General features: G+C 42.5%; 23 protein-coding genes. 18 read left to right on the top strand and 5 right to left on the bottom strand.

What is annotated here, in order from left to right; translation table 11 throughout:
• Positions 1-108 precede the first annotated feature (108 nt).
• On the bottom strand, positions 109-1,155 hold the full coding sequence (locus ACE3K2_RS13835) for a Rieske 2Fe-2S domain-containing protein (RefSeq protein WP_421890901.1): 1,047 nt from the start codon (positions 1,153-1,155) through the stop codon (positions 109-111).
• A 282-nt stretch (positions 1,156-1,437) separates the two neighbouring features.
• On the opposite strand from ACE3K2_RS13835, the gene ACE3K2_RS13830 reads away from it, so the two are divergent.
• Both ACE3K2_RS13830 and ACE3K2_RS13825 read left to right on the top strand, forming a co-directional pair.
• On the top strand, positions 1,438-1,884 hold the full coding sequence (locus tag ACE3K2_RS13830) for a carboxymuconolactone decarboxylase family protein (protein ID WP_421890899.1): 447 nt from the start codon (positions 1,438-1,440) through the stop codon (positions 1,882-1,884).
• A 33-nt stretch (positions 1,885-1,917) separates the two neighbouring features.
• Positions 1,918-2,853, top strand: coding sequence for a sigma-70 family RNA polymerase sigma factor (locus ACE3K2_RS13825; RefSeq protein WP_421890896.1), 936 nt, complete (start codon positions 1,918-1,920; stop codon positions 2,851-2,853).
• Between the two features lie 99 nt (positions 2,854-2,952).
• On the opposite strand, the gene ACE3K2_RS13820 is transcribed toward ACE3K2_RS13825, so the two are convergent.
• Entirely contained in the window at positions 2,953-3,906 is a 954-nt protein-coding gene (locus ACE3K2_RS13820; protein ID WP_421890894.1) for a hypothetical protein, read from the bottom strand.
• A 247-nt stretch (positions 3,907-4,153) separates the two neighbouring features.
• Entirely contained in the window at positions 4,154-4,795 is a 642-nt protein-coding gene (locus ACE3K2_RS13815; protein WP_421891240.1) for a spore coat protein, read from the bottom strand.
• 103 nt (positions 4,796-4,898) lie between these two features.
• Between ACE3K2_RS13815 and ACE3K2_RS13810 the strand changes: the two genes are divergently transcribed.
• Together ACE3K2_RS13810 and ACE3K2_RS13805 are read left to right on the top strand one after the other, a co-directional pair.
• Positions 4,899-5,609 (top strand): DUF1361 domain-containing protein, encoded by a 711-nt coding sequence (locus ACE3K2_RS13810; protein ID WP_421890891.1) that lies wholly within the window; start codon positions 4,899-4,901, stop codon positions 5,607-5,609.
• 196 nt (positions 5,610-5,805) lie between these two features.
• Positions 5,806-6,828: a serine hydrolase domain-containing protein gene (locus tag ACE3K2_RS13805; protein WP_421890889.1), complete on the top strand. Its 1,023-nt coding sequence runs from the start codon at positions 5,806-5,808 to the stop codon at positions 6,826-6,828.
• A gap of 97 nt (positions 6,829-6,925) precedes the next feature.
• On the opposite strand, the gene ACE3K2_RS13800 is transcribed toward ACE3K2_RS13805, so the two are convergent.
• Positions 6,926-7,906 (bottom strand): serine hydrolase domain-containing protein, encoded by a 981-nt coding sequence (locus ACE3K2_RS13800; RefSeq protein WP_421890887.1) that lies wholly within the window; start codon positions 7,904-7,906, stop codon positions 6,926-6,928.
• 250 nt (positions 7,907-8,156) lie between these two features.
• On the opposite strand from ACE3K2_RS13800, the gene ACE3K2_RS13795 reads away from it, so the two are divergent.
• From ACE3K2_RS13795 to ACE3K2_RS13785, 3 genes are all read left to right on the top strand, one after another.
• Complete coding sequence (locus ACE3K2_RS13795; RefSeq protein WP_421890884.1) at positions 8,157-8,336, top strand: DUF6809 family protein; 180 nt, start codon at positions 8,157-8,159, stop codon at positions 8,334-8,336.
• 119 nt (positions 8,337-8,455) lie between these two features.
• Complete coding sequence (locus ACE3K2_RS13790; RefSeq protein WP_421890881.1) at positions 8,456-9,139, top strand: ankyrin repeat domain-containing protein; 684 nt, start codon at positions 8,456-8,458, stop codon at positions 9,137-9,139.
• Between the two features lie 742 nt (positions 9,140-9,881).
• Positions 9,882-11,027, top strand: a complete 1,146-nt coding sequence (locus tag ACE3K2_RS13785; protein WP_421890879.1) for an ATP-binding protein — start codon at positions 9,882-9,884, stop codon at positions 11,025-11,027.
• A 168-nt stretch (positions 11,028-11,195) separates the two neighbouring features.
• Here the strand turns inward: ACE3K2_RS13785 and ACE3K2_RS13780 are convergent.
• Positions 11,196-12,556 (bottom strand): IS3 family transposase gene (locus ACE3K2_RS13780; RefSeq protein WP_421890876.1). Its coding sequence is split into 2 segments (ribosomal slippage): positions 11,196-12,100 and positions 12,100-12,556, totalling 1,362 coding nucleotides; the frame shifts between segments, so codons are not numbered across the junction.
• Between the two features lie 610 nt (positions 12,557-13,166).
• Here ACE3K2_RS13780 and ACE3K2_RS13775 point away from each other — a divergent pair.
• The 11 genes from ACE3K2_RS13775 to ACE3K2_RS13725 all read left to right on the top strand — a co-directional run bounded on the left by ACE3K2_RS13775 (position 13,167) and on the right by ACE3K2_RS13725 (position 23,859).
• Complete coding sequence (locus ACE3K2_RS13775; protein ID WP_421890873.1) at positions 13,167-13,412, top strand: hypothetical protein; 246 nt, start codon at positions 13,167-13,169, stop codon at positions 13,410-13,412.
• Positions 13,413-13,686: 274 nt separating this feature from the next.
• The gene (locus tag ACE3K2_RS13770; RefSeq protein WP_421890870.1) at positions 13,687-15,000 is read left to right on the top strand and encodes an SPFH domain-containing protein; all 1,314 of its coding nucleotides are present in this window, start codon (positions 13,687-13,689) and stop codon (positions 14,998-15,000) included.
• Positions 15,000-15,743 (top strand): hypothetical protein, encoded by a 744-nt coding sequence (locus ACE3K2_RS13765; RefSeq protein ID WP_421890867.1) that lies wholly within the window; start codon positions 15,000-15,002, stop codon positions 15,741-15,743. The genes ACE3K2_RS13770 and ACE3K2_RS13765 overlap by 1 nt, the downstream gene beginning before the upstream one ends.
• Positions 15,744-15,761: 18 nt before the next feature.
• On the top strand, positions 15,762-16,142 hold the full coding sequence (locus ACE3K2_RS13760) for a hypothetical protein (protein WP_421890865.1): 381 nt from the start codon (positions 15,762-15,764) through the stop codon (positions 16,140-16,142).
• An 87-nt stretch (positions 16,143-16,229) separates the two neighbouring features.
• Entirely contained in the window at positions 16,230-16,601 is a 372-nt protein-coding gene (locus ACE3K2_RS13755) for a hypothetical protein (protein WP_421890862.1), read from the top strand.
• A gap of 86 nt (positions 16,602-16,687) precedes the next feature.
• A complete protein-coding gene (locus ACE3K2_RS13750) occupies positions 16,688-17,179 on the top strand; it encodes a hypothetical protein (protein ID WP_421890859.1) in 492 nt (163 codons plus the stop codon).
• Positions 17,180-17,467: 288 nt separating this feature from the next.
• Entirely contained in the window at positions 17,468-18,820 is a 1,353-nt protein-coding gene (locus ACE3K2_RS13745; protein WP_421890855.1) for a glucoamylase family protein, read from the top strand.
• A gap of 385 nt (positions 18,821-19,205) precedes the next feature.
• Entirely contained in the window at positions 19,206-20,156 is a 951-nt protein-coding gene (locus ACE3K2_RS13740) for an ABC transporter permease (protein ID WP_421890853.1), read from the top strand.
• A 26-nt stretch (positions 20,157-20,182) separates the two neighbouring features.
• On the top strand, positions 20,183-21,094 hold the full coding sequence (locus ACE3K2_RS13735) for a carbohydrate ABC transporter permease (RefSeq protein ID WP_421890850.1): 912 nt from the start codon (positions 20,183-20,185) through the stop codon (positions 21,092-21,094).
• 39 nt (positions 21,095-21,133) lie between these two features.
• Entirely contained in the window at positions 21,134-22,744 is a 1,611-nt protein-coding gene (locus ACE3K2_RS13730; protein WP_421890847.1) for an extracellular solute-binding protein, read from the top strand.
• A gap of 83 nt (positions 22,745-22,827) precedes the next feature.
• Positions 22,828-23,859, top strand: coding sequence for a glycosidase (locus tag ACE3K2_RS13725; RefSeq protein ID WP_421890844.1), 1,032 nt, complete (start codon positions 22,828-22,830; stop codon positions 23,857-23,859).
• Positions 23,860-23,864 lie beyond the last annotated feature (5 nt).

The raw sequence follows: 23,864 nt of genomic DNA, 5'->3' as shown, positions 1-23,864 counted from the left end.
CGTAGGCATCTTAATCAAGGCGTTGAAGCGTGACCCGTAATCTAAAGAATCTGAGACGCGCTATATCAGAATAATTAGCCTTTTGAAGAGTTTTTATCAGTATTTAATTTACGATGTGTAATTTCGTCCCAATCCAAGCTCCGTTAATAACTGACGATAAGCAATCGAAGTACGGTCTGCGGGAATATGGGCTTCTGCATGCAGATCAAGGGGGAGGTCCTCCGGTTTCTGTGACTCGACCATCTCACGGTCTTCTTCAAATACCTGCAAGTTGAACTTGATTGTGTCTTCAATCGGAGCGTCTTTATCAAAGTTGCGTGTGATTGGACAGAATAAACGGGTATAACGGGCAGAGATCGGCGAAGCACAATTCAGAATATTCAGCTTGTCGTCACCTGGGAAATGTACTGTCAGAGAAGCCGCAAAGGGCGGGAACACCCGAAACTCGCGCAACCATTGGAAACCTTCTGGCGCAACAAGATCTTGCCCTTTGCCATAGTTACTCACCGTACTCCAATACTCGGCCAGCAACTCATTACCTTCGCGTTTCACTTTGTATTGGGGGACTTCTGTGTTGTTTCGGTCACCAAACGTTTCGGTATGCACATAGGCAAAATGGGATACATCCAGAAAACCCTCCATTTGTCGTCCAGAAGAACCAGCAATGTCAAAGTTGGGTGGCAAAATATTGATATAATCTGGATCATCCCATCCCGGGAAGGAGGGGATCTGTTCTTCCGTTCCCGCCAAAGTGGTCCAGATTAAGCCATAACGTTCAACTGCCGGGTACACGATAAGTTTGAGTTTTGGCGAAATCTTGGAGCTTGGGTGCGCAGGTACGGCCGTACATTTTCCTTCACAATTATAACGGAAACCGTGGTAAGGACAGACAATCTCGCCATTCTCTACCCAACCTTTGCTAAGTGGGGCCCCGCGGTGAAAACAAAGATCCTTGGCTACGACAACCTGATCATTACTACGATAAAGAACCAGCTTCACATCCAGCAACTGAGCAGCAAGTGGTTTGTCTGTTACTTCAGTTGCTTGTGCTACCGGATACCAATATTGGGATAATACATGCCAGTCTTCTGCAGTGAATGTACAGCCTCTAGGCAATTCAGACGTCGCATTATGGTTTGTGTTGGAAGTTATCATAGTAAACACTCCTTGCTGATATGAATAAAACGATTCTCTTTTATGTTAGAAAACTTAACTTGATTAGCCGTATGTTACTACTCTTTTGGTCAAAATATCAATATATCCAACCTACTTTTGGTTGAAATCACAAACAGCTCAGTAAAAACCATACATGAATACGGAAATTTCCGGATTTTCATTACGTCAGATGTTAATATTAAAAAATTCGCCAAGAATGTCACAGATCCCAACTGTCATTTGTCTTCAGTATGTAGACCAAATGACGGAGGCGAATGAAAAATGAATTTAAGAACGAACTACAGAGCAGTGAGTCCAGGCGCTTTTAAAGCGATGATGGCAATGGAGCAATATATATCCGGGCAATTTGAAGACAAAGTGTTATACGAGCTGTTGAAAATACGGGTGTCCCAGATCAATGGCTGCGCCTTTTGTCTCGATATGCATGCCAAAGATCTGATGAAATTGGGAGATTACGCGGATCATATTCTCTTGCTAAGTGTGTGGCGTGAAGTACCTTTATTCACGGATCAAGAACGTGTTATGCTGGAGCTGGCTGAAGCCGTGACTCGAATCTCGGAGCAGGGTGTACCCCTTGCGTTGTACGATAAGGTGCGTGAACATTTCAGTGAATCCGAGCTGGTGGATCTGATCTTTGCCATTAACACGATTAACAACTGGAACCGGATTGCGATTACAACCGGAATGTATCCGGGCTGCTTTAACTAAAAATACACGCACATGCCAGAGGAGGCCATTCTCATGAATTTCAATCCCCATACCAATGAGCCAGAAGTGTCTTCTCTGGACGTTGGTGAGTTATATATTCGTTATAAAAATTATGCATTTTCAATAGCTTACCGCATGCTGGGCAGTGTGGTAGAAGCTGAAGATATTGTGCAGGATTGTTTTGCGGGGATTCAGAGCACGTCTGCTCAGGCTATTCATAATCCGAAGTCCTACATTGCCAGACTCGTTGTGAACCGAAGTTTGAATCTGCTGAATTCCGCCCGCAACCAGCGGGAAAGTTATATTGGGGAGTGGCTGCCAGAGCCGCTTGGTGACAGTGAAGTGGAAAATATGCCAGAGGAAACGATGCAGAAAAAAGAGATGATATCCTACGCCTATCTGGTCATGTTGGAGAGGCTTTCGCCCATGGAACGTGCTGTTTTTGTACTTCGTGAAGCGTTCCAGTATGATTATTCCGAAATAGCGGATTGGCTGGGCAAAACGGAGAGTAACTGCCGTCAAATCTTTAGCCGCGCCAGACGGAACTTGCCTGAAAGACTTCCGCCGATCGAGCAGAGTGATGCAGATATGTTAGCCAAAGGCGAATTGCTGAGCCGGTTTACAACGGCTTTCCTTCGTTATGATGTCTCTGCCATGCTCGAATTATTGGCGGATCAACCTGTATTTACAGCCGATGGCGGTGGCGTTGTGCATACTGTTATGAGAACGATGAGTGTTCACAAAGGCGTGCTTGCCCTTCTGACTTCACGGCGGGTCCTTACGCGATTGCGTGAAAGAGAATGGGTACCGATGTGGATCAATGGCGAACTTCAACTCGCGTTGATGAAAGAAGGACAGTTGTCCGAGGTACTCTGTTTGGAATTGGACTCTTCCGGGGAGCGGATTGAGGGTGTTTACCTCGTCGTGAATCCGAACAAACTTACATCGGTACACACGACAAGTCTTTGATCAGAACGAAAGGACTCGATATATAAACGGAAAAGCGACAACCTCTGTTACGAGGATTGCCGCTTTTTTTGAACTCCATTTGTGCTTTGCTCCACCTTATTATTCAAGGGCAAAGTGTCGTTCAACAGATTCAATAATTGCTCTGACTTCTGGTGTAAGCTCATCATTGTTCTGATTGAGAACGAATAAAATCTTTTCCATGGCATCCAAAAGAACACTCTTCGTATTGGGCTCCCGCTTAGCCAAAGCTTTCTCGTAAGCCTTTTTCACCTCAGGGTCGATGGTGCGGATTTCTTCATCCGTGTACCAATCATAAGCAGGCGTATTGTCACTTCCGTAAAATAGATATTCTACAAATAACCACTGCTTCACTGTTGATGTACGATTGGAATGCGGGAAGTTGGTCAAAAAGGCTTCTTTCTCCAATGTACGCTGAATTAATTCATTCCAGGGAATGATGATGCCAGCATCTGCAGTTGTCATTTGATTGGACTCGGTAGCCATAATATCAATGTACGCGGCAATATCTGCCTTGACGAAGGGTTTGAACTTCTGGTATATCTCATAATTGATGATGGGGTAATACAAGCCTTCACTGGATTCCAGTTTGAACCCGAGATCGGATGCTTCCTGCAAAAGTTTCTTCACTGCCGGATCTTTAATTTCCTTGAGCAGCCGACTATATGTAAGCTTCTGTTCGTAACCAAGTTGTTCATGGGCTTGAGATATGGCCTGTTGAAACTGTTCCGTATACATGTTGTATTCCATATCAGCCAGCTTCACGTTCTGCATGTTCTCCAATTGCAGGGTCATTAGTGTTGCCTGCCAAGGACCAACTTTATCAATATGATTCATGAGATATTTACGTGCTTTAACCAGACTTTGTGTGGATTTCACTGCTTCTGTTCGATAGGTCTGGAATTGATGATACACCGCATTGGAAGCGGGGACTGGTGCAGCCAGTGTGGATGAGGTCATAAATGTCGAGCCAAGCGCAGTACAGCCGAGAGCCAAAGCCAGTAAACCGAGTTTAGCAGGTTGCTTCCATCTCATTTGTATACCTCCCCTTAATCAAGAAAGCCATTTGAATTCGCGTATAACTGTAAACTGCATTTTACCTATATTCTATACGTATGTTCCATAAGTTGAATATGTACGGATTAGACTTTGATTAAACCAGTTTCTGGTAAGTGAATCAAGAGTCTTCAGTAGGAAAAAGATTGTAAAAAATCAAAGAACAGCCCCTAAACCCCAAATGGGTTATAGAGACTGTTCTCGGTAAACGGACTTCGTTTTCTATTTAATGCAGTGGTTTATTGCTAATAGGCATCTGAGGTGCTCCGGTTGCTGGAATGTACGCCTGAAGCATCTGTTGTGTATCACTTGGTGTGAGTTGAGGTACTTGATAATAGGCGTTTTTATTTTGGAACATGAAAATTTCATAAGCCATCTCGATAAAATGCTGGATCTGTGAAGCAATGACACGGCGAACCGTTCCATTTGTGATCTCGCTGCAGGACATGCCGAGCAGACTCGCATGTGACTTGATCAGTCCCAGCATATGACCGCTAATCCCGGCATCTTTTACATCAGCCAAGCTCTGATTTGGCTTTTTTGGTGCTGATGGCTTAAGGCCATATACCGGTGGTACGATGTTGGGAATCATGTAGGTTGCTGTCTCTTGATGCGGCTTCTGTCCGGATGAAAAACACTCTGCTGTCAGATTGTATTGGGATAAAATGAAGTTATACTGCCGGTCCAGAATGCCAATCAGTTCCTGGCTCTGCACAAATGTACGAAAGATCATATATTGATCCAGCACGTTAATGGTGGATGCCAGAATCTCATGCACATCGAACATCTCATGACCACCATGATTCAAGTTAGGGCTGATATTTGGATTTGTATTTAATGTAGGCTGTACTGCATTCTGAGGGTTCATGGAATTTGGATTCATTGTAAATTTGATTCTCCTTTGGTAAATGGTATGATTCTAGTATGCTTGGAGAGTAGTAAATTTATGTACATAAGTGAGGTTAGAATCATTGAGAAAACTGAATTATATTCGCATATTTATTTTCCTTAGTGTGGTCACAATAGTAACGCTTGGTTTGTACTACGTAGCGGCAGATTGGCTGGATCAGCGTTATTTCCGCTTTCTGATCTGGAATCTGTTCTTGGGCTGGATTCCTTTTGTATTCTCGTATGCAGCTTACCTTCTAAGTCATGTGAAATGGAAAGGTGCTGTATGGCTTGCAGTCGCAAGTGGGCTGCTGTGGTTGTTATTCTTCCCGAACTCTTCGTATATTGTTACGGATCTGGTTCATCTGACAGCGAGAAGTTCCCGGTATTATAGTGGTAATGGGGTGGACTATACCTATTGGTACGACTTAAGTGTTGTATTAATGTTTGTCTGGACAGGGCTACTGCTTGGATTCCTGTCGATGTATCAGCTTCAGGAAGTGATCTATCACCGCATTGGACGCTGGGCATCATGGATCTTTGTACTGGCTGGCTGTGCTCTGGGAAGTTATGGCGTATTGCTTGGACGTGTATATCGACTGAATAGCTGGGATGCACTGACGAACCGCGAGACGCTAATTGAGCTGATGCACGAAAGTGTAAGCCGCCCGTCTCTAGCGTTCAGCCTGTTTTTTGGCACGTTTATCATCACAATCTATGCCACACTATATTATCTGATTAATACAAGGTCTCCCCGTGAAATGAAGAAGAGTGCAGGAAGTTCTGAGGCGTAGAATGAGTGCAACAAGTGATTGAACAGTATTTGAGCATACGAGGTCCAACCTAATCTTACGTTGTATGAAGAAGGGTTATTTCCATTTAAATGGGGATAATCCTTCTTTTTATGAAAATTTGGCAGGTATGCAGGGGATGACGAAGAATTAAGAATGAGAATGTAATGAATACATAGACGAGTAGGTGAAAAACAACATGTTGAATGCAGTAGAGTTGACAACAAAAGTAGAAGAAGTCATGGAACGTGTGAATTTTTCGGGTGTTGTATTACTTCAGCAAGCCGGGAAAACCCTTTTGAATATGAAACGTGGTTATGCGAATCGCAGTGAGGAGCTTGCCAATCAGGTGGATACACGCTTTGGCATTGCATCAGGATGTAAGATCTTCACGGCAGTGAGTATATGCCAGCTCATTGAAACGGGGAAGTTGTCTGCCAATTCCAAACTGAACGATGTGTTGGATGTGGAGTTTCCGTTATGGGACGAGGGAATTACCATCCAACAGTTGTTAACACACACGTCAGGTATTCCAGATTATTTCGATGAAGATGTGATGGATGACTTTTCAGAATTGTGGAAAGACAGACCGGTTTACGGGATGAGGCGTTTAAGTGACTTTCTGCCCATGTTTCAGCATCTGCCAATGAAGTCTGCTCCGGGTGAACGTTTTCACTACAACAATGCGGGTTTTATTGTGCTGGGGCTTATCGTGGAACAGCATTCAGGACTGGAGTTTACAGATTATGTGGCAGAGCACATTTTTAAAAGTTGTGGCATGAAGGGCTCCGGTTATTTCGTAACAGATCAGCTTCCGCGCAACACAGCATTAGGGTATATCGATCATGAAGATGGCTCATGGAACACCAATATGTTCTCCATTCCTGTCAAAGGTGGATCAGATGGTGGGGCATATGTTACGGCACCAGACATGATTCGATTTTGGGATGCTTTGCTGGGTCACCAATTATTAAATGTCGAGACGACACGTCAGTTATTAACACCGCATGTCCAACAAGAGGATGAAGAGTACTATGGGCAGGGGATCTGGATTGACCGTAAGGGAGAAGACATTTTCAAATTTCATGTTATGGGGTTTGATCCAGGGGTGTCGTTTATGTCTTCGGTGTATCCGGGCTATGATCTGCAACTGGTTGTGGTCTCTAATCAAGAGTCTGGTCCGTATCCAATAACAATTGCTATCGAAGAGGCATTCTTATGACAAATAAACCCTCAGCCTACGGGCGGTTAAGCCTACATAAGGTTGGGGGTTCTTGATTATAACCATGGGTCGAACAAGATAAAAGAACGGATTACATTTATAACATTTTCCATAGCTCCGGAGCGATTAAACGAGGGAAAACATCCAGCGGAGGTTTCTCTTTCTTTCGTTTGTCATTGGTTAACACGGTAACGAGTTCTAGCTCTGGCACAATATATACATACTGACCACCAAACCCTCGCGCGTAATAGTAATGGAGATTGGGTTGGGTGTCTTCAGCAGCAATATCTTCGGCGGCAGACCTTTCGTTCGGATAGACATCCACCCACCAATGCCAAGCATAACTGCCGTAATTCGGTGGAGGTACTGTAATGAAAGGCTGCGTAGAACGGGTGACAAGATGACTTGAAATGAGAGACTGCCCCTCCCACATCCCTTGCTGCAAAAAGAGCTTGCCGAATTTTAGCAGATCTGCGGGCAACATCTTCAGACCGAATCCGCCAGTATGGACACCTTGTGGGTCACTTTCCCATTCATAATCCTTAATGCCCAACGGGCCAAAGAGATATCGTTCTGCGAACTCGGCTACATTCATGCCTGCATTTTGCATCAGGATGGCGGATAGAATCTGTGATACTCCTGAGTTGTACTCCATATATGTACCCGGTTCATGGCTTAAGCGTTGTTCCAACGCAAAATTCACCCAATGATCGGTGCGGGTCATGCGAGGGAATGAATTCTGCCCGCCGAACTCATCCCAGTTGAATCCGGCTGTCATGGTGAGCAGTTGTTCCAGTGTAATCGCTGGTTTACGCGGGTCAGGATCGGATGTCAGCTGTGGGAAAAAGGTGGAGATTGGGGTTGATGCCTCTGGCAACAAGCCTTTATCCATCGCTATACAGATGAGTGCGGACAGCACACTCTTGGTACATGAATTGATTTTTGCAATATGGGTCGCAGCCTCTTGGTTGCGGTAGTGTTCGTACATGATCTCACCGCGTACGCTGACGAGGCAGCTTCGCAGATCCAGTGGTGGAATAATCTGTTGTAACTTGGATGACAGTGATGAAGGATTCATAGTGTCCTTTCTGTGCGGTTGATTTGTTAGATTTTATGGAAATAGGTGTCCATTATCTTAGCATACTCCCGAGGTGGGGCTCAACAAGCATTGCATTATTATGTCAAAGAAAGCATGTAAAATGCGATCTTCGACGAAAGCGATACGAGTCACATGCGAATATCGCATAAATCCCCAGTATTGTCTGGCAATCTTATATAATTGTCATGAGAAGAGTACCAGACAGGTATAAGAGAAAGGGGACTGTGATGTGGGAAATATAATAGAAGAATTATATTACGGTAACCTGAGACCAGAGGAGAATATTGTTCCTAAAGATTCGGAGTATCGAGCTATTAATAAGGAGATTACAGCTTATATCGAAAAATTTCAGAAAAAGCTTTCGGAGGAAGACTTTAAACAACTCGAAGTAGGGGTTATCAACAAGTGATAGGAGGAATCTTTTTTGTTCAAAATCGGAAATCAAGGAACGTTCGAAACACTTCCTGATCATGCCAAGGCAATATATGAGGGGGTACCGTTGCAGTAGAACAATTCATTAAACAGGGGATGGTTCTCGAAGAAGAGATTACACTTAGTAAATACATAACATTAACGCCACTCGACCTTGCCTTAATCTGTAATCAATCGGAAGTGGTTAAGTTGTTGGTGGAGCAAGGAGTTAATCTGAATGTGAAAAATAATCCGGCGATCCTGAAGGCAGTTAGATATTGTGGAGCAGAAATGGTGCGATACCTGTACCAGCAAGGTGCCAAGTTAAATGGACTTAATCGGGTCAAATCCAGTGCATATGATGAAGCCTACTATGGTAACAAAAAGAATATAACCGTGCTGAATGAACTGGAGTTGGATATTCGAAAATATGGAGGCAAAACGTTATGCAAAGCGGTAGCTGATCACGATATGAAGACAGTCCAGTACTTGCTGGATCAAGGAGTAGACGTCAATTACAATGAACCGGATATGGTGTATCCGTACAAGGCCACGCCTCTCACGGTAGCTGCACGACTTAATAACATGAAGATGGTTCGATATCTGGTAGACCAAGGAGCAGATGTGACCATTCAGGAGAAGGATGGAGAGCGGGCGTACACAATTGCAGTTAGTCAGAAAAATGAAGTAATGCCTGAATATCTAAAGGGGCTTGAACCTCAAGACTTTCATGATATGATGTCGAGGGACAAAAAAATTGTTCCTTTCAAAGTCGCTAATATAGCGGCTTTTTTGTATTAAGGAACCAAGTTCTTGTCCCAAGCTGAGGACAAGAACTTGGTTCCTTTGCCGAAAAGGACAATAACATTGTGTCATTTCGGATTAGGTAGATATCTAAATAGCATCATGATGGAACTTCCATGGCGAGATAAAAGCCACATAAATTTAAAACTTCGCTTGAATAACGATTTTTCTGTATCAAGAAAAGGTTTTTCGGACCTAACGCAAGAACTTAGTATTTGCTGGAAAGGTTAAGAACATGGTACTATGTCGATTAAAATATTAATCTGTTTATTAAGCTAACGGGCAGGTTAGTTCAAAACCGTATTCATCTCCTCATTTGGGAAAAATAAAATATCCCAACTAAAAGGTGCTTGCGTTTGAGAAAGTTAATTTTGACAATCGTTTAAGCGCTCGGACTACTATACAGCCATAAAATTCATGAGAAATAATTATTTTTCTTCCTGATTCCATAAAAAGGTGTAGGGTTTAGCCTTCCGACAGAGCGGCTAACAAGCAAAAGGATGGGTGTGATCCAAAAGAGAGCTTTCATCTATTATATTAATCAGCAGTACCGAATAAGGTGGAATTATTGGGAAAAAGGGGACCTCACTTAAAGATCTACGTCACATTGATAATCTATCTGAAAAATTTTGGTTTATTTCGAATTTAAGAATACTGAAGTTTCTTTAACATTGCACTCATATAAAAAATTTGAAAGGAAAATAAAATGAATAGTCTTGACTTAAGGGAAGAAATTCTAATGTTAATTCAAACTAAACGTGAAGGGGAATATTGGGATTTTAAAGAGAAGTATCACCTTAATGCAGCTAACCTATTACACGATATAATTTGTATGGCTAATAACTTAGTTGATCGAGATTCTTATATTATCTTTGGAATTAGAGACCAAACGTTCGAAATTGTGGGAGTAAAAGATGATGAAAATCGAAGAAATCAGCAACAAATGATAGATTTCTTAAAACACAAAAAATTTTCCGCTGGAATTCGTCCTAGTATTAAAATGCAATCTTTAATGATTATGCAAGAAGAAGTAGATGTTATTATTATAAAAAATAGCACAACTACTCCTTACTTCCTGATTGAGGATTTTTCAAGCTACGGAAGAAAGGTTCGTTCAGGTCACATTTATACAAGGATAGGGGATACAAATACTGATATAGATAAAGTCGCAGACATAAACTATATTGAGTATCTTTGGAAGAAAAGGTTTATGTTGATGAACTCTCCTTTAGAACAAATTATTAAGCGGCTTGAACACAAAGAAGAATGGGTATTAGATGAATGTTCAGAGGGTTATATTTACTCCAACATCTATAAGCCTGAATTTAAAATTGTACTTTATGAGGACGAAAATGATGGACTTGAGCAATACCCTGATTTTTACGCCTATGCGATGAACGACCCAGAAACCTTGTATCGACAGTTTGATATTCAATATCAAGGTATTCAACAATTTAGGGGACGAATCGTTGTTCTTGATAGTGGGCGATACCCAACGGTTATTCCTGAAAAGAGTAGGGCTCAGTTTTTAGAGGATTATGACTTTGGATATTTTATTGAAGGTAGTACGACTCATAAACTGAGCGATTTTTTTTACATTGAGAATAACGATAAAGAAGGGATTTCACGTAAAAGTTTTTTTAAAGTCATACTTTTATTTAAAAATGAGCACGAAAGGGATCAGTTTATTGTTCATGTGCAGCGGAATGAAAGTGACTTTAAAAATAAGCTTTGCTCTCTAAGTGAAGATTATTCAGCGCTTGAGTTAAGTTCTCAGTATCTCAAAAATCAAGTAGTAAAACATCTGAATACGGGGAAAGCACTTAATCAAATGCTTATAGAGTATCGGAACATATTGGATATTACTTTAAAGAGCAATGAATAATGTGTGGTATCTTCTGGTAGAGCATCGTACTCGCTATTGAAGTAAGGTTATTATGAGAGACGAGGAGAAAAAAATTCCAGGGAAGCCTGGGCTAGCTTGAGCATATGAAAACACCAAAAAGCAGCTGATCAACGTGTGAAGTGACCCCTTAAAGTTAGACAAATATTATTATGCAACCTGTTTGGCATGAACTCGGTATTGTACCGGGCTCATGCCTTTTAATTTTGACTTGATGCGTTTGTGATTGTAGTAATCGATGTATCGTGCTAGTTCTTGCTTAAAGTCATCTACACTTTCAAACTCATTAAGATAGAGAAATTCTGACTTCATAATGCCGAAGAAGTTCTCCATTACTGCATTATCGTAGCAATTTCCTTTGCGTGACATGCTCTGGATTATCGCCCGTTCCTTCAAAGCATGTTGATACTGCTTCATCTGGTAGTGCCAGCCCTGATCCGAATGCAGGAGGAGCTTATCCTCATTGGATAAGCGTTTAAAAGCTTTATTTAGCATGTCGGAGACTAATGAATAGGTAGGGCGAGATCCTACTGTGTAAGTGATAATTTCACCGTTAAATAAATCTAGAACAGGTGATAGATAAAGTTTTTCTCCAAACAACTTAAATTCCGTAATATCGGTAACCCATTTCTTATTTGGTTTTTCTGCCTGAAAGTTACGATCCAGTACGTTTGGTGCAATTTTACCCACTGTTCCTTTATAGGAACGATATCTTTTTATACGCACTACTGATTTCAGGCCTAATTCTTTCATGATACGCTGTACTTTTTTATGGTTAACTCGGTGTTCACGATTAACTAGTTCATCACGGATACGACGATAGCCATAACGCCCCTGATGTTCCTCGTAAATGGATTGAATAAGGAGTTTCAGGTCTGCGTCTAGATCGGGCTTGTCAAACTGTTTCACCCAGTAATAGAAGGTGCTACGTGGGACTTCAGCGAACGCTAGCAATGCAACCACCGGGAATTCAAGCCTTAATTCGTAGACTACTTGCGCTTTGTCTTGTTTGGTGATTTTTCCTTGTTTTGAACTAAGGCATTCAACTTTTTTAAATAAGCGTTTTCCATACGTAAACGTTCTAATTCAGCTTGTAGAACTTCGACTGATTCATCGGCAGGTTCTAGCTTCTTCGTCATATTTTTGTTCGTATTTTTCATGAGTGGGCGCCCCTTTTTCTTTGATTTCAGGCCGTCCATTCCATCCTCATTGAATTGAATACGCCATTTTCTAATAATCCCAGGAGAGGGTATATTGAATATGACCGCAGCTTCATTTGGAGACGTCCCATTCTCATTCATATAGGTGAGTACGTCTAGTTTAAATGTCTTAGTGTAAGCTGTATAGCTCTTTTCAAAAGCTTTGACGCCGTGATATTCGTATTGCCTAATCCACATACGTAAAGTTTCATGATTTATTCGTAATGATTTTGCAATACTTTTGATTCCTTCAGCACCATTTTGATATCTATGAATGGCTTTCAATTTCTCATCTAAACTGAATTTAGGCAAAAAAACTGCACCTCCATTGTTAGTTGTCTAACAAATGGGGTGCAGTTCACGTGATCGGCTGCTTTTGTTCGAGTCTTAGATAAGGGTAGTAAAGCATGAGAGAGCTTAGTGATGACCGATGTAGGTTATTGGCATTGTGTCTGTAAGGCTATCTCTGAGCCAGCCTGAAATCATTTCTTCCTGAATCCTAAATAATTTAGTTAGGATTAATAATGAATATTGAAATAACCACCACCGAGGCCATTCGGAGATGATGCATATATTTGTTGATAACCATAGGCCCCTCGAATTGTTACTGTTTGACTTCCATATTGAATGGCTTCATGTCTTACAGGATATAATGTTTCATTCTCATTTCTGAGTTGGAAGTAGTAGGTGCCTAGAACATTAGCTTGGAAAGTTATTGTAATTGATATGCATGGGCTAACAAACATCGTAGCTTAGTTCATCGATCTGAAGATTTAGCGAATAAGCCTCTGGAGGGATAACTCAAACCAAGAGAACATAAAAAATATGAGCAACAAACTGCATATATTAAAGTCTTATAAACTACCCCAGCTGCTTATTGATTTTCTAACCGGCGGTCTCCGGAGAATAGACTTACCAGATAATGAGTCAGGCATCCGATATAGAATTCTTTCATCTGATTGATACCGTGGAGATGAAAATGGGCAGACAGAAGCTGCTGCGTATATCCTCAAACGTTGATCAATACTCACATATTCTGATTGTTTGGAATCCGAGCAAAAAAATGATTGGATATGCAGACATTGAACATCAAGAATATGGAACGATAGCTACCTTTGAAGAGTTCATAGCAGATCCTGTTTCAGCTGTGGAGCATTTCTTGAATTAGATGGATTGTATATGAACACTCTATTAACCTCTTTCCTATTACCATGTGGAAAAGGTTTTTACTAATATGAACATGCCAATATAGGAAAAATATCATATGAAAAATGAACTATGCTAGTGCGTAATAAGGTTAGAAATGGTAAAATATCAATGCCTAAACATGGAACAAGTAGATGAAAAATAATTAAATATAGGAAATAATGTAGAATGAGTGTTTTAGCAAAAGAACTTTTTGGTAAATTATAGTAATCTAATAGTGAATTGAGGAATTAAACATGGCGATTATTGACGTAATTAAGTATGATGGCTCACCTGATGTGTTTGCTTGGAAACATCCTGAGAATGAACTGGGAACATGGACCCAGTTAATTGTGAATCAATCTCAACAAGCAATTCTTTTCAAGGATGGAAGAGCACTTGATATGTTTGGACCCGGAAGGCATACGCTGAGTACAGCGAATATCCCGATCTTGAACCGACTCGTTAACCTTCCGTTCGGAGGAAAATCACCTTTTGCAGCAGAAGTATGGTATGTCAATCAAGTAAGCGCATTGGACGTTAAATGGGGAACAGCGAATCCAATTCAGATCCAGGATCCCAAGTATAATATTATTGTTCCCGTGAGAACATTTGGACAAATGGGAATTAAAATTTCGGATTCACGAAAATTTTTGGTCAAGCTTGTGGGAACACTGCCTGAGTTTAACCAAGCTAATATGATTAATTACTTCCGTGGTTTGATTATCATGAATATTAACTCCATGTTGTCATCATATCTAATACATAGAAAAGTAAGTGTTTTGGAGATCAATGCATATATCGCCGAAATATCACGACATTTTGCAGATACGGTAGCTTCTACTTTTGAAGAATTTGGTATTGAGTTAATCAACCTGTATATTCACAATGTCAATCTGCCCGAAGAAGACCCTTCCGTCATTCGATTAAGAGAAGCGTTGGCACGCAAAGCTGAGATGGATATCATTGGGTACACATATCAGCAAGAACGTTCTTTTGACACGCTTGAAGGTGCAGCCAAAAATGAAGGAAGCATGCAGTCAGACATCATGGGCGCAGGGCTTGGTATGGGCATGGGGGTTGGTCTTGGTGGTTCTTTCAGTAGTGAGATGTCCCAGATGTCTAAAGTGATGTCTACTAAGGAAACGCCTGCGGTACACATATGTAAGCATTGTCATCATCCGAACCAGGAGAACAGCTCATTTTGCAGCAAATGTGGCAATTCATTAGCTGAACAATCCGCAGCCGCAGCAACAACAGATTGCAACAATTGTGGACATGCCTTGCCAAAGGGAAGCAAATTCTGTCCTAACTGTGGTGACAAATACCATGCATGTCCTTCATGTGGCGCGGATAATGCGGAGAACGCATTGGAATGTATCCAATGTCATCAACCGATGCCTAGCCCATGTCCAAATTGTAACCATATGAATTCCGGTCATACAAAATTCTGTGGCAACTGTGGCACAAGTTTGAGCTTGAAATGTAGTCGGTGCCAACATGAAGTAAAACCCGGCCAGAAGTTCTGTCTCGATTGCGGAAACAATCTGCAAGAAGGAGGACAGGCATAGTGATGGTAAAACGGAGCAATCTCTTGATTTTGGATGTCGTCTATTTAATATGCTTGTTAGTATCCTCAATCGTTTCTTTTACGGTGTTTAATCATGCGCTTCTATTATTTTCGTTTTGGATGAATCTCGTCGCCTCTTATGTAGCGATTACGGCTATTTGGATCTACGCACGGTTCATCATGCAGAATATGGATCGTTTTAAACGGTTTGTTCCAGGTTACATAGCGTTAGGTGTAGTATTGGTTATTTATCTGATATGTGTGATGATCTACACCTTGTTATCAGGTTCAGCAGATCATGCGCTTCGCTGGTTCGTATTGTTACATACGGTAACGATTGCGATCGCAATTATTTTGTGCGGAATCATTATGATCTATATTCAGAGTTCGCGCCGTCATGAAGCAGATGAACATACAAAAATCGGAAATTTACAATCAATCGAAAATGCTTTACAGCAATTGCTTCACACTATGATGCAACATCCCGTTCTAACTGTGGAAGAGGAGCGGAAAACCGTTCAATCATTAATTGAACTGGTGAAGTACAGTGACCCAATCTCACCGGATTCCCTTGAGAAAAATGACCGCCAGATCTTGATGGACATTGAATTGATGAACAATGAACTTGCAAATCAGTACGAAGCAGGGGAATTGGTAAATAGTGAACGTTTTGCTTCGCAACTCTCCCAACTAAGATTCCGATTGAAAGAGCGCAATCAACAGATCATAACAAGTAAATCATAAGTTGCAGGAGGAGAAACTTTGAAAAAGAAAATTGGGATTATATTTATTATAATTTCATGTATAACAATTCTGTTCTCTTTATTTGAACTATCTGAGGGAACTGATGTAGCAATTATTAATGCATTTGTACTTTTTGTTAGTGGAATTGTTTTGCTTGTAATAGGAATTAAAATGTGTGGTCGACCTAAATTTCAACCTAAAGCCAATCAACATTATGATGACGATTCTAGTAGTAATGTGCAATATGACGGAGGTAACTATCAAGAGGAGTATGAAGATGTCGAGGAATCTCAAGAACCTGTATCCGTAATATGTACAGGATGTGGAGCTAGAGTAAAGGTATATCCTAATTCTTCTGCAGAATGTGAGTATTGCGGAACAACGATGAGGGTCTCGTAAGCTGTTTAGCTGACTAAATGACTTCTTTTACGGATACTTGTAATATACACTGCTAGGTAGAGTGTGATGTTTAAAGGAGGAAACGCGGTGAAGAAGTTTTTTGGCATTTTATTCATTATCCTTTCGTCCGTGACGATCCTGTTATCTTTAATATTAATATCCGAAGGAACAGAAACGGCCATTATCAGTACGATTATTCTTTTTATTCCTGGGGTTATCGTACTTGTTACGGGCATTAAAATGTGTGGTCGACCTAAATCTCATTCTAAGACTGATCCATATCATCGTTACGATTCGAATGATAAGCAATACCACGAAGATCAGCATCGTGTGAAATATGACGAGGCACCTCAAGAATCTGTAGCCGTGAATTGTTCAGGATGTGGAGCCAAGGTAAGGGTATATCCTACTTTATCCTCGGATTGTGAGTATTGCGGAACAACGATGAGGATCTCGTAAACTGTGTAGCTGACTAAATGACTTCTTTACGGATGGTTGCAGTTTACACTGCTAGGTATAGTGTGATGTTTTAAGGAGGAAACGTGTTGTTAAGGAAGTTTTTCGGACTCTTTTTTATGTTTTTTGCGATTGCTATACCCATAAGATTGCTTATGGAAGAAAATATTGTAGATCAATTGAATATAGTTGTTGTCGTTGAAATTATGATCATTGAAACTTTATTTTTGTTTTTGGGCATTAAATTGCTTAGGAGAAAACGAGGTAAGAAAAAGCGTGGCCCGGAACGAAAGTTTTATGGGGGAGATTATGGAGGCCATCTTGATCGCGAGAATGCGAATCCGCATACTTATTCAAGCTACAATAGCAACACCGTGAGTTATAGCAGTCATAATACCATTAACTATACAGAGATCAATTTTTCAGATAAGGAAAACGCTGAAGAGAAGGTCGAAGAAAAAGTAGAGGAGCCGCAAAGGCCTATTTCAGTAAGTTGCCCGGGATGTGGGGCGAAGGCAAAAGTACTTCCTAAGCTATCAACGGACTGCGAGTATTGTGGAACAACAGTTGTAGTAACTTAGACGGTTCAGCATGGATGTGAGACAGGATTAGGCCTGATTCCTATGGAGTCAGGCTTCTATCCATTTAATTTAGAATAAAACAGAACTTCATACGGACAAATACGTCATATTATCCTGCGTGTGCTACCCTAATGTTGCCCCAATAATGAAACGTTTCGATTTTATATCTATCGTTGATCCATATTACATATAAAATTTGTAAGCGTTTTATTTTGTAGTTTACTGAAATGGGAAATTTATGATAACATATACACGAAACGTTTCGAATCCATTTGAAGGGAGAAAATTATGAAAAAAGCAAAAAAGTTCTACGTTATCTTAACTATTTGTCTGTTAGCTAGCCTGTCTTTAACGTCTATGGCTTCAGCAGGTGACTCAAGCCATTTAATTGGATTTCGAGCAGAATTGAAAGCGATTGCATATAAAACCTATACGTTTTTTGAGGACTATACGGATCAGAACACCGGCTTGACTTACGATGAAGTACGGCTCACTGAAAACGGGACAGAAGAAGCCAAGCGTACCTCACCCACAAACATCGCAATGTATATGATGAGCACCGTTTCAGCGCAACAATTGGGCATTATTTCTAAGAAAGAAGCTGTACAAAGCCTGCAAACGACTATAAATACCCTCGAAAAGTTAGAAAAGTGGAACGGCCTATTTTATAATTGGTATAACACGGATGACGGTTCAGTGAAGAAAGATTGGGGACAATTTATTTCCCAAGTCGATAATGGCTGGTTATCCGCTGGTTTAATTGTTGTTGGGCAAGCCTATGATGAACTGCATGGGGAAACAAGCAAGTTGGTTGAAAATATGAACTATACTCCGCTATATGATCCGGAAGTCGGCCAATTCCGCGGAGGTTATGATGTGGCTAAAGGCGCGCTGACGGACCACCATTATGGAATGTTTTACACGGAACCACGTGTAGGCAGTTATATTGCTATTGGGAAAGGTGACGTTCCTCAAGAACATTGGTGGAAGATGTATCGCACATTACCTCAGGAATGGGATTGGCAAGCTCAGATTCCTCAAGGCAAATCCGTTAAGTACGATGGAGTGGATGTGTTTGAAGGAAGTTATGTATACAAGGATACAAAGTTCGTGCCAAGCTGGGGAGGCAGTATGTTTGAAGCTCTTATGCCCGGTATGGTTATAAAGGAAAAAGACCTGGGTACTCAAGCTTTGGGATTGAACAACCAGCGTCATGTCGAATTGCAGATCGAATATGCCAAAGAAAAAGGGTATGCGGCATGGGGTTTTTCACCTTCTGCAACTCCGACAGGTTACAGTGAGTTTGCAGCAACGCCGTTAGGTACCTCAGGTTATAAAGACGGAGCAACGGTAACAGCACACGCAACATTCCTTGCCCTGGATTATGCTCCTGAAGCTGTTCGAAAGAACATCAAAGCTTTAAAGAGCTTCAAAATGTTTGGCAAATATGGGTTCTATGACTCAGTCAATGTTGAAACGGGAGAACTTGCAAAAGCTTATCTGGCACTTGATCAAGGGATGATTATGGTATCGATCGCCAACTATCTTCAAGATGGCGTTATACGCGATTATTTTCACAGTGATAAGATAGGGCAGGAGCCAGAAGAATTATTAAAAAAAGAAGTGTTTTCCATCCATTAAAGGAGAGGGAACTTGTCATACTGATTGTTCAAATGGAACGAAGCAGCGTGTTATCTGCTTCGTTCCATTTGCGTATGTCGAAACCTACCTTAGGTAAGCTCGATGATCACAATATGTATCTTTTGCAGCTTGAAAGGAGGTTCGCAATTCACATATTTGCAGCCTTGCTCCATCTGCAACCATCCACATCAGAGCAGAACGGAAAATACCGCAGTAGCGCGGTTTTACACACCCTTTTCATGACAATGCAGAACCTACATATTTACTGTGTCATCTTCATTTCACTATACTCCAATGTGTAAGCGTTACCAAAATGGAGTTGGCAAGGATGCATAGCAGCAACATATTCCTATCCAATGAAAAAGATATAGAAAGGAGTGGGAGAATGGAGGAGAGTCACATTGCAGTACCCGTAAATCCTTCATTGAAGAGGAATTCCCTTGGCAAAAGGATTTGGAAAAATTGGGAGTTATATCTGTTCATGCTCCCCGTGTTATTGTATTTCCTCGTTTTTCATTATGGTCCGATGTACGGCATTCAGATTGCTTTTAAGAATTTTGTACCCTCGAAAGGAATTACAGGCAGCGAATGGGTAGGTTTTGACCATTTTGAACGGTTCTTCAATTCTTATTTTTTCTGGGATCTGCTTTGGAACACGTTCAGTATCAGTTTCTATGAACTTGCCATCGGATTTCCCCTGCCTATCATTTTGGCGCTGGCCTTCAATGAAGTCCGGAACGGCCCGTTTAAGAAATCAGTCCAGACTGTAACCTATGCACCTCACTTCATTTCTGTAGTTGTCATGGCTGGTATGATCATTACCTTTTTATCACCCTCAAGCGGAATGATTGTTCGGTTCATCGAGTTCATTGGTCTTGAACCAGCACAATTTCTGACTGATCCCGCATGGTTTAAGACGGTGTATGTATTCTCCGGCGTCTGGCAGAGCACCGGATGGGGAACCATTATCTATCTCGCGGCTCTGTCAGGCGTAGATCCCCAGCTCCATGAAGCGGCCATTATGGATGGAGCAAGCCGAATCAAACGGGTGCTGCATATCAATCTGCCGACGATATTACCCACAATTACGATCATGCTGATCTTGAATATGGGTAATATACTGGGCCTTGGCTTCGAGAAGATTTTGCTGCTGCAGAATTCACTCAATATGGAAGCTTCCGATGTAATATCCACCTATGTATACCGCGCCGGTTTGGTGAACGCCCAATATAGCTTCTCAACGGCTGTCGGATTATTCAACTCGGTAATCAACGTTATATTGCTTGTTACGGTCAACCAGATCGCCAAACGCACCAGTGAGAACAGCCTCTGGTAGATCTGGTAGGAAAGGAGTTGAAGTCTTTGGTTACTGCGATGAAAGAATCCAGGGGGGACAAGCTTTTTCTGATCAGCACTTATATTTATTTAGGTCTGTCACTGCTGGTTGTTCTCTATCCGCTCATCTATATTCTCAGCGCTTCCATCAGTTCACCGCAGGACGTCAATTCGGGAGCGATGTGGTTGTTTCCGAAGAATGTAACACTGGACGGTTACAAGCTTGTGTTTGAGAATCCCAAGATATGGAGTGGCTATTGGAACACAATTATTTACACAGTGGTGGGTACTCTGCTTAATCTCGCGGTCACTTTGCCGGCCTCGTATGCGCTCAGCAGATCTGATTTTGTCGGGCGCCAGTTGTTCATGGGGCTCATTCTGTTCACCATGTTCTTCAGCGGCGGAATTGTGCCGACGTATCTCCTAGTCAAGAACCTCGGACTTATGAACAGCATGTGGGCATTGATTCTGCCAGTGGCTGCTTCGGTCTGGAATATCGTCGTGGCCCGCACCTTTTTTCAGACGACCATCCCGAAGGAACTTCAGGAAGCAGCACATATCGACGGCTGTACGAATTTCAAGCTGTTCATTCGCATTGTTCTACCACTGTCGGCACCGATTGTAGCCGTTATGGCCCTGTTCTATGGTGTAAGTCACTGGAACAGCTACTTCCCGTCCCTAATCTATTTAAATGATGAATCGAAGTATCCACTGCAGATGGTTCTGCGTCAGATTCTTGTCCTTCAGGAAATGTCGGCCGAAACCACGGGCGCATCCATCAACGGCGAGGTGGCGACTGCCATGAATAATAAGGCAGAAACGGCATCGCTGATTAAATATGGAGTCATCGTTGTCTCCACATTGCCCATCGTGGCCATCTATCCGTTCCTGCAGCGTTACTTTGTCCAAGGGGTCATGATAGGCTCTGTTAAAGGCTAAACCCGTTGAAATGTGATGATAACAAGGGAGGAATTATGAATGCCAACCACACGCAAACCATGGAAGCTTCTGCTATCTTCGGCTTTAGTTCTGACATTACTGGCAGGATGCAGTAATTCAAACGAAAGTAAAGCAAACAACAATCTTGGGAAAGTTGCTGTGAATAATGAAGGCTTCCCGATTGTGAATGAACCCGTTACTCTGTCGCTTATGGCGCCAGATGTAGGGATTCAGAATTGGGAGAACATGGCGGTGCTTCAGCAGATGGAGGAGAAGACTGGTATAACGCTGGAGTACAAGAACGCACCGAAAGACAGTTTTGAAACCAAGAAAAATCTGGTGCTCGCCAGTGGGGATTATCCGGATATCCTCTATGCTGCCGGTTTAACAACTGCAGAGCAGATGAATTATGGAGAGCAGGGGATACTCATCCCACTGGAAGATCTCATCGAAGAGTATGCTCCGAATTTCAAGGCGCTGCTGGAGGATAATCCGGATGTGCGCAAATCGATTACTGCACCGGATGGGCACATCTATTCCTTGCCGGTCGTAGAACTGAGCCAGCACTGGTACCGCAATCCGATGTGGTATAACGGGGACTTCCTAGAGGCCCTTAATATCGATAAACTTCCCGAAACGACTGAGGAGTTGTATACCTATCTGAAGCGTGTGAAAGAGGAAGACCCAAACGGGAATGGCATAGCCGACGAAATTCCGATCTCTTCCGTGACAACACCCGCTGCGAACCTCCGCGATATCCGTACATGGCTGCTGGGTGCCTTCGGCATGTATGAAGAAGAAATTTATGTAGACGATGCGGATAAGGTGCATTATACACCGCTTGAAGAAGGCTACAAGGAATATCTGACCTATATGAACCGCCTGTGGTCTGAAGACCTGCTGGATCATGAGAGCTTCTCACAAACAGCGGAGCAAAAGAAGGCCAAAGCACAGAACAATCAAATCGCCCTCTTTTCGGACTGGCATGCCTACATGAGCAAAGGGGGAGAGCCTTCGACGGCAGACCCGATGTTTGCACCTGTCCACAGTGAATCAGTTGCTGCTCCAGCGATTGCAAAGAACAGGGGGATTACAAGTGGCGCCTTTGCGATCACGGAGAGCAATCCTGCACCTGAAGCCTCTATGCGCTGGGTGGATTATCTTTACTCCTATGAAGGTGCCATGTTCTTCAATAAAGGTCCAGAGGGCATTCTCTGGGAGTATACCGATAAAGAGAATCGGGTCAAACAGTACTTGCCAGTACCAGATGGAAAGGAAATGGAAGATTATCGGGCAACGCTGACACCTAACTACGGCATTCCCGCTCCAACTCTGTCCATGGATGATATTAATAAGGGGCTGAAGACAGACTTTGACCTCTGGGTAGAGAAGGAGACCAAGCAGAAGCTTCTCGATAAAGGCGCACGAATTCCGTTTCCAACTTTGTTTCTTACCGTGGAAGAGCAGACCGAAATCAGTAGCCTGAATTCTGATTTGAAGACATATGTGAATCAGATGGAAGCGAAATTCATCACCGGAGCCGAGCCGCTTACGGACTGGGACAATTATGTGGCTACCGTCAAAAAAATGGGTGGAGATCGTATGGTTGAAATCAACCAGGCTGCCTATGATCGCTGGAAATCCAACTAATCAGGCCCATGCGCAGAAAGTTGTAAAAAATGAGATATAAGCATAAAACGCGTTCCTGAACATTAAATGCAGGAGGATTAGACATGCAAATCACGAGACATCCGAATAATCCCATTGTTGTCCCGGGCAACTATGAATGGCGCAAGGTTACGGTTTTCAACCCTGCCGTTATCATTGATAACGGCAAATTTTATATGATTGAGCGCACCGCTGGTTCCCTAACGCCATGCAAAAATTACTTGGGTCTGCTTGAGAGTGAAGACGGGGTGAACTTCACCCACGTGAAGGATGAACCAATAGTGACACCAGACATGCTGGGGTTCCCTTATGGTAGTGTACAGGACCCGCGGATTGTCAAAATTGACGGAACCTTCTATCTGAACTACGCTCTTCGCCCCTGTGCCATGAGTTATTACCCTACCGGGGCAGGCGTCCCCCTTCGCTCTATTCCGGAATATCCGGACGGGTGGGGGGACGAGGAGGGACATTGGCTAACCCGGTCCTCCATTTTGAAATCAGATAATCTGCTGGATTGGGAGTATGTGGCGGACACAACACCTCTTGATATTAATGACCGGGACAACATTCTGTTCCCCGAGAAAATTGGGGGCAAATTTGTACTGCTGCGCCGCCCCGAGGAATATGTGGGAGAAGCTTACGGTACGGATAAGGCGGCCATGTGGATTACCTGCTCTGAGGATCTCGTGAACTGGGAAGAGCCCAAGCTGCTCGCTACCGCCCAGAACCTCTCTTGGGAATCGCGGAAGATTGGTGGATCAACACCCCCGATCCGTACGGAAAAGGGCTGGCTGGTGCTCTATCATGGTGTCGATGAGGACATTGTTTACCGTGTGGGAGCCATGTTGCTGGATTTGGAGAAGCCGGAGAAAATCATTGCCCGGACGCATCATTTTATTATGGAGCCAGAGACGTATTATGAGAAATTTGGATTTCAGATCCCCAATGTCATCTTCCCGACTGGAAATGTGGTCAAAGATGGACTGCTCTATATCTATTACGGGGTAACAGATACGGCGATTGCGCTTGCAACTGTTCCGCTGGATGAGCTGGTAGAGCACATCCTTAAGGAAGGGCAGCAGCAAAATAAACGATAAAGTGA

The organism is Paenibacillus sp., from assembly GCF_048976745.1.
GTDB lineage: Bacteria > Bacillota > Bacilli > Paenibacillales > Paenibacillaceae > Paenibacillus.
Note: the sequence above shows the minus strand (reverse complement) of the source record. Positions and strands in the feature narration are given on the sequence as shown.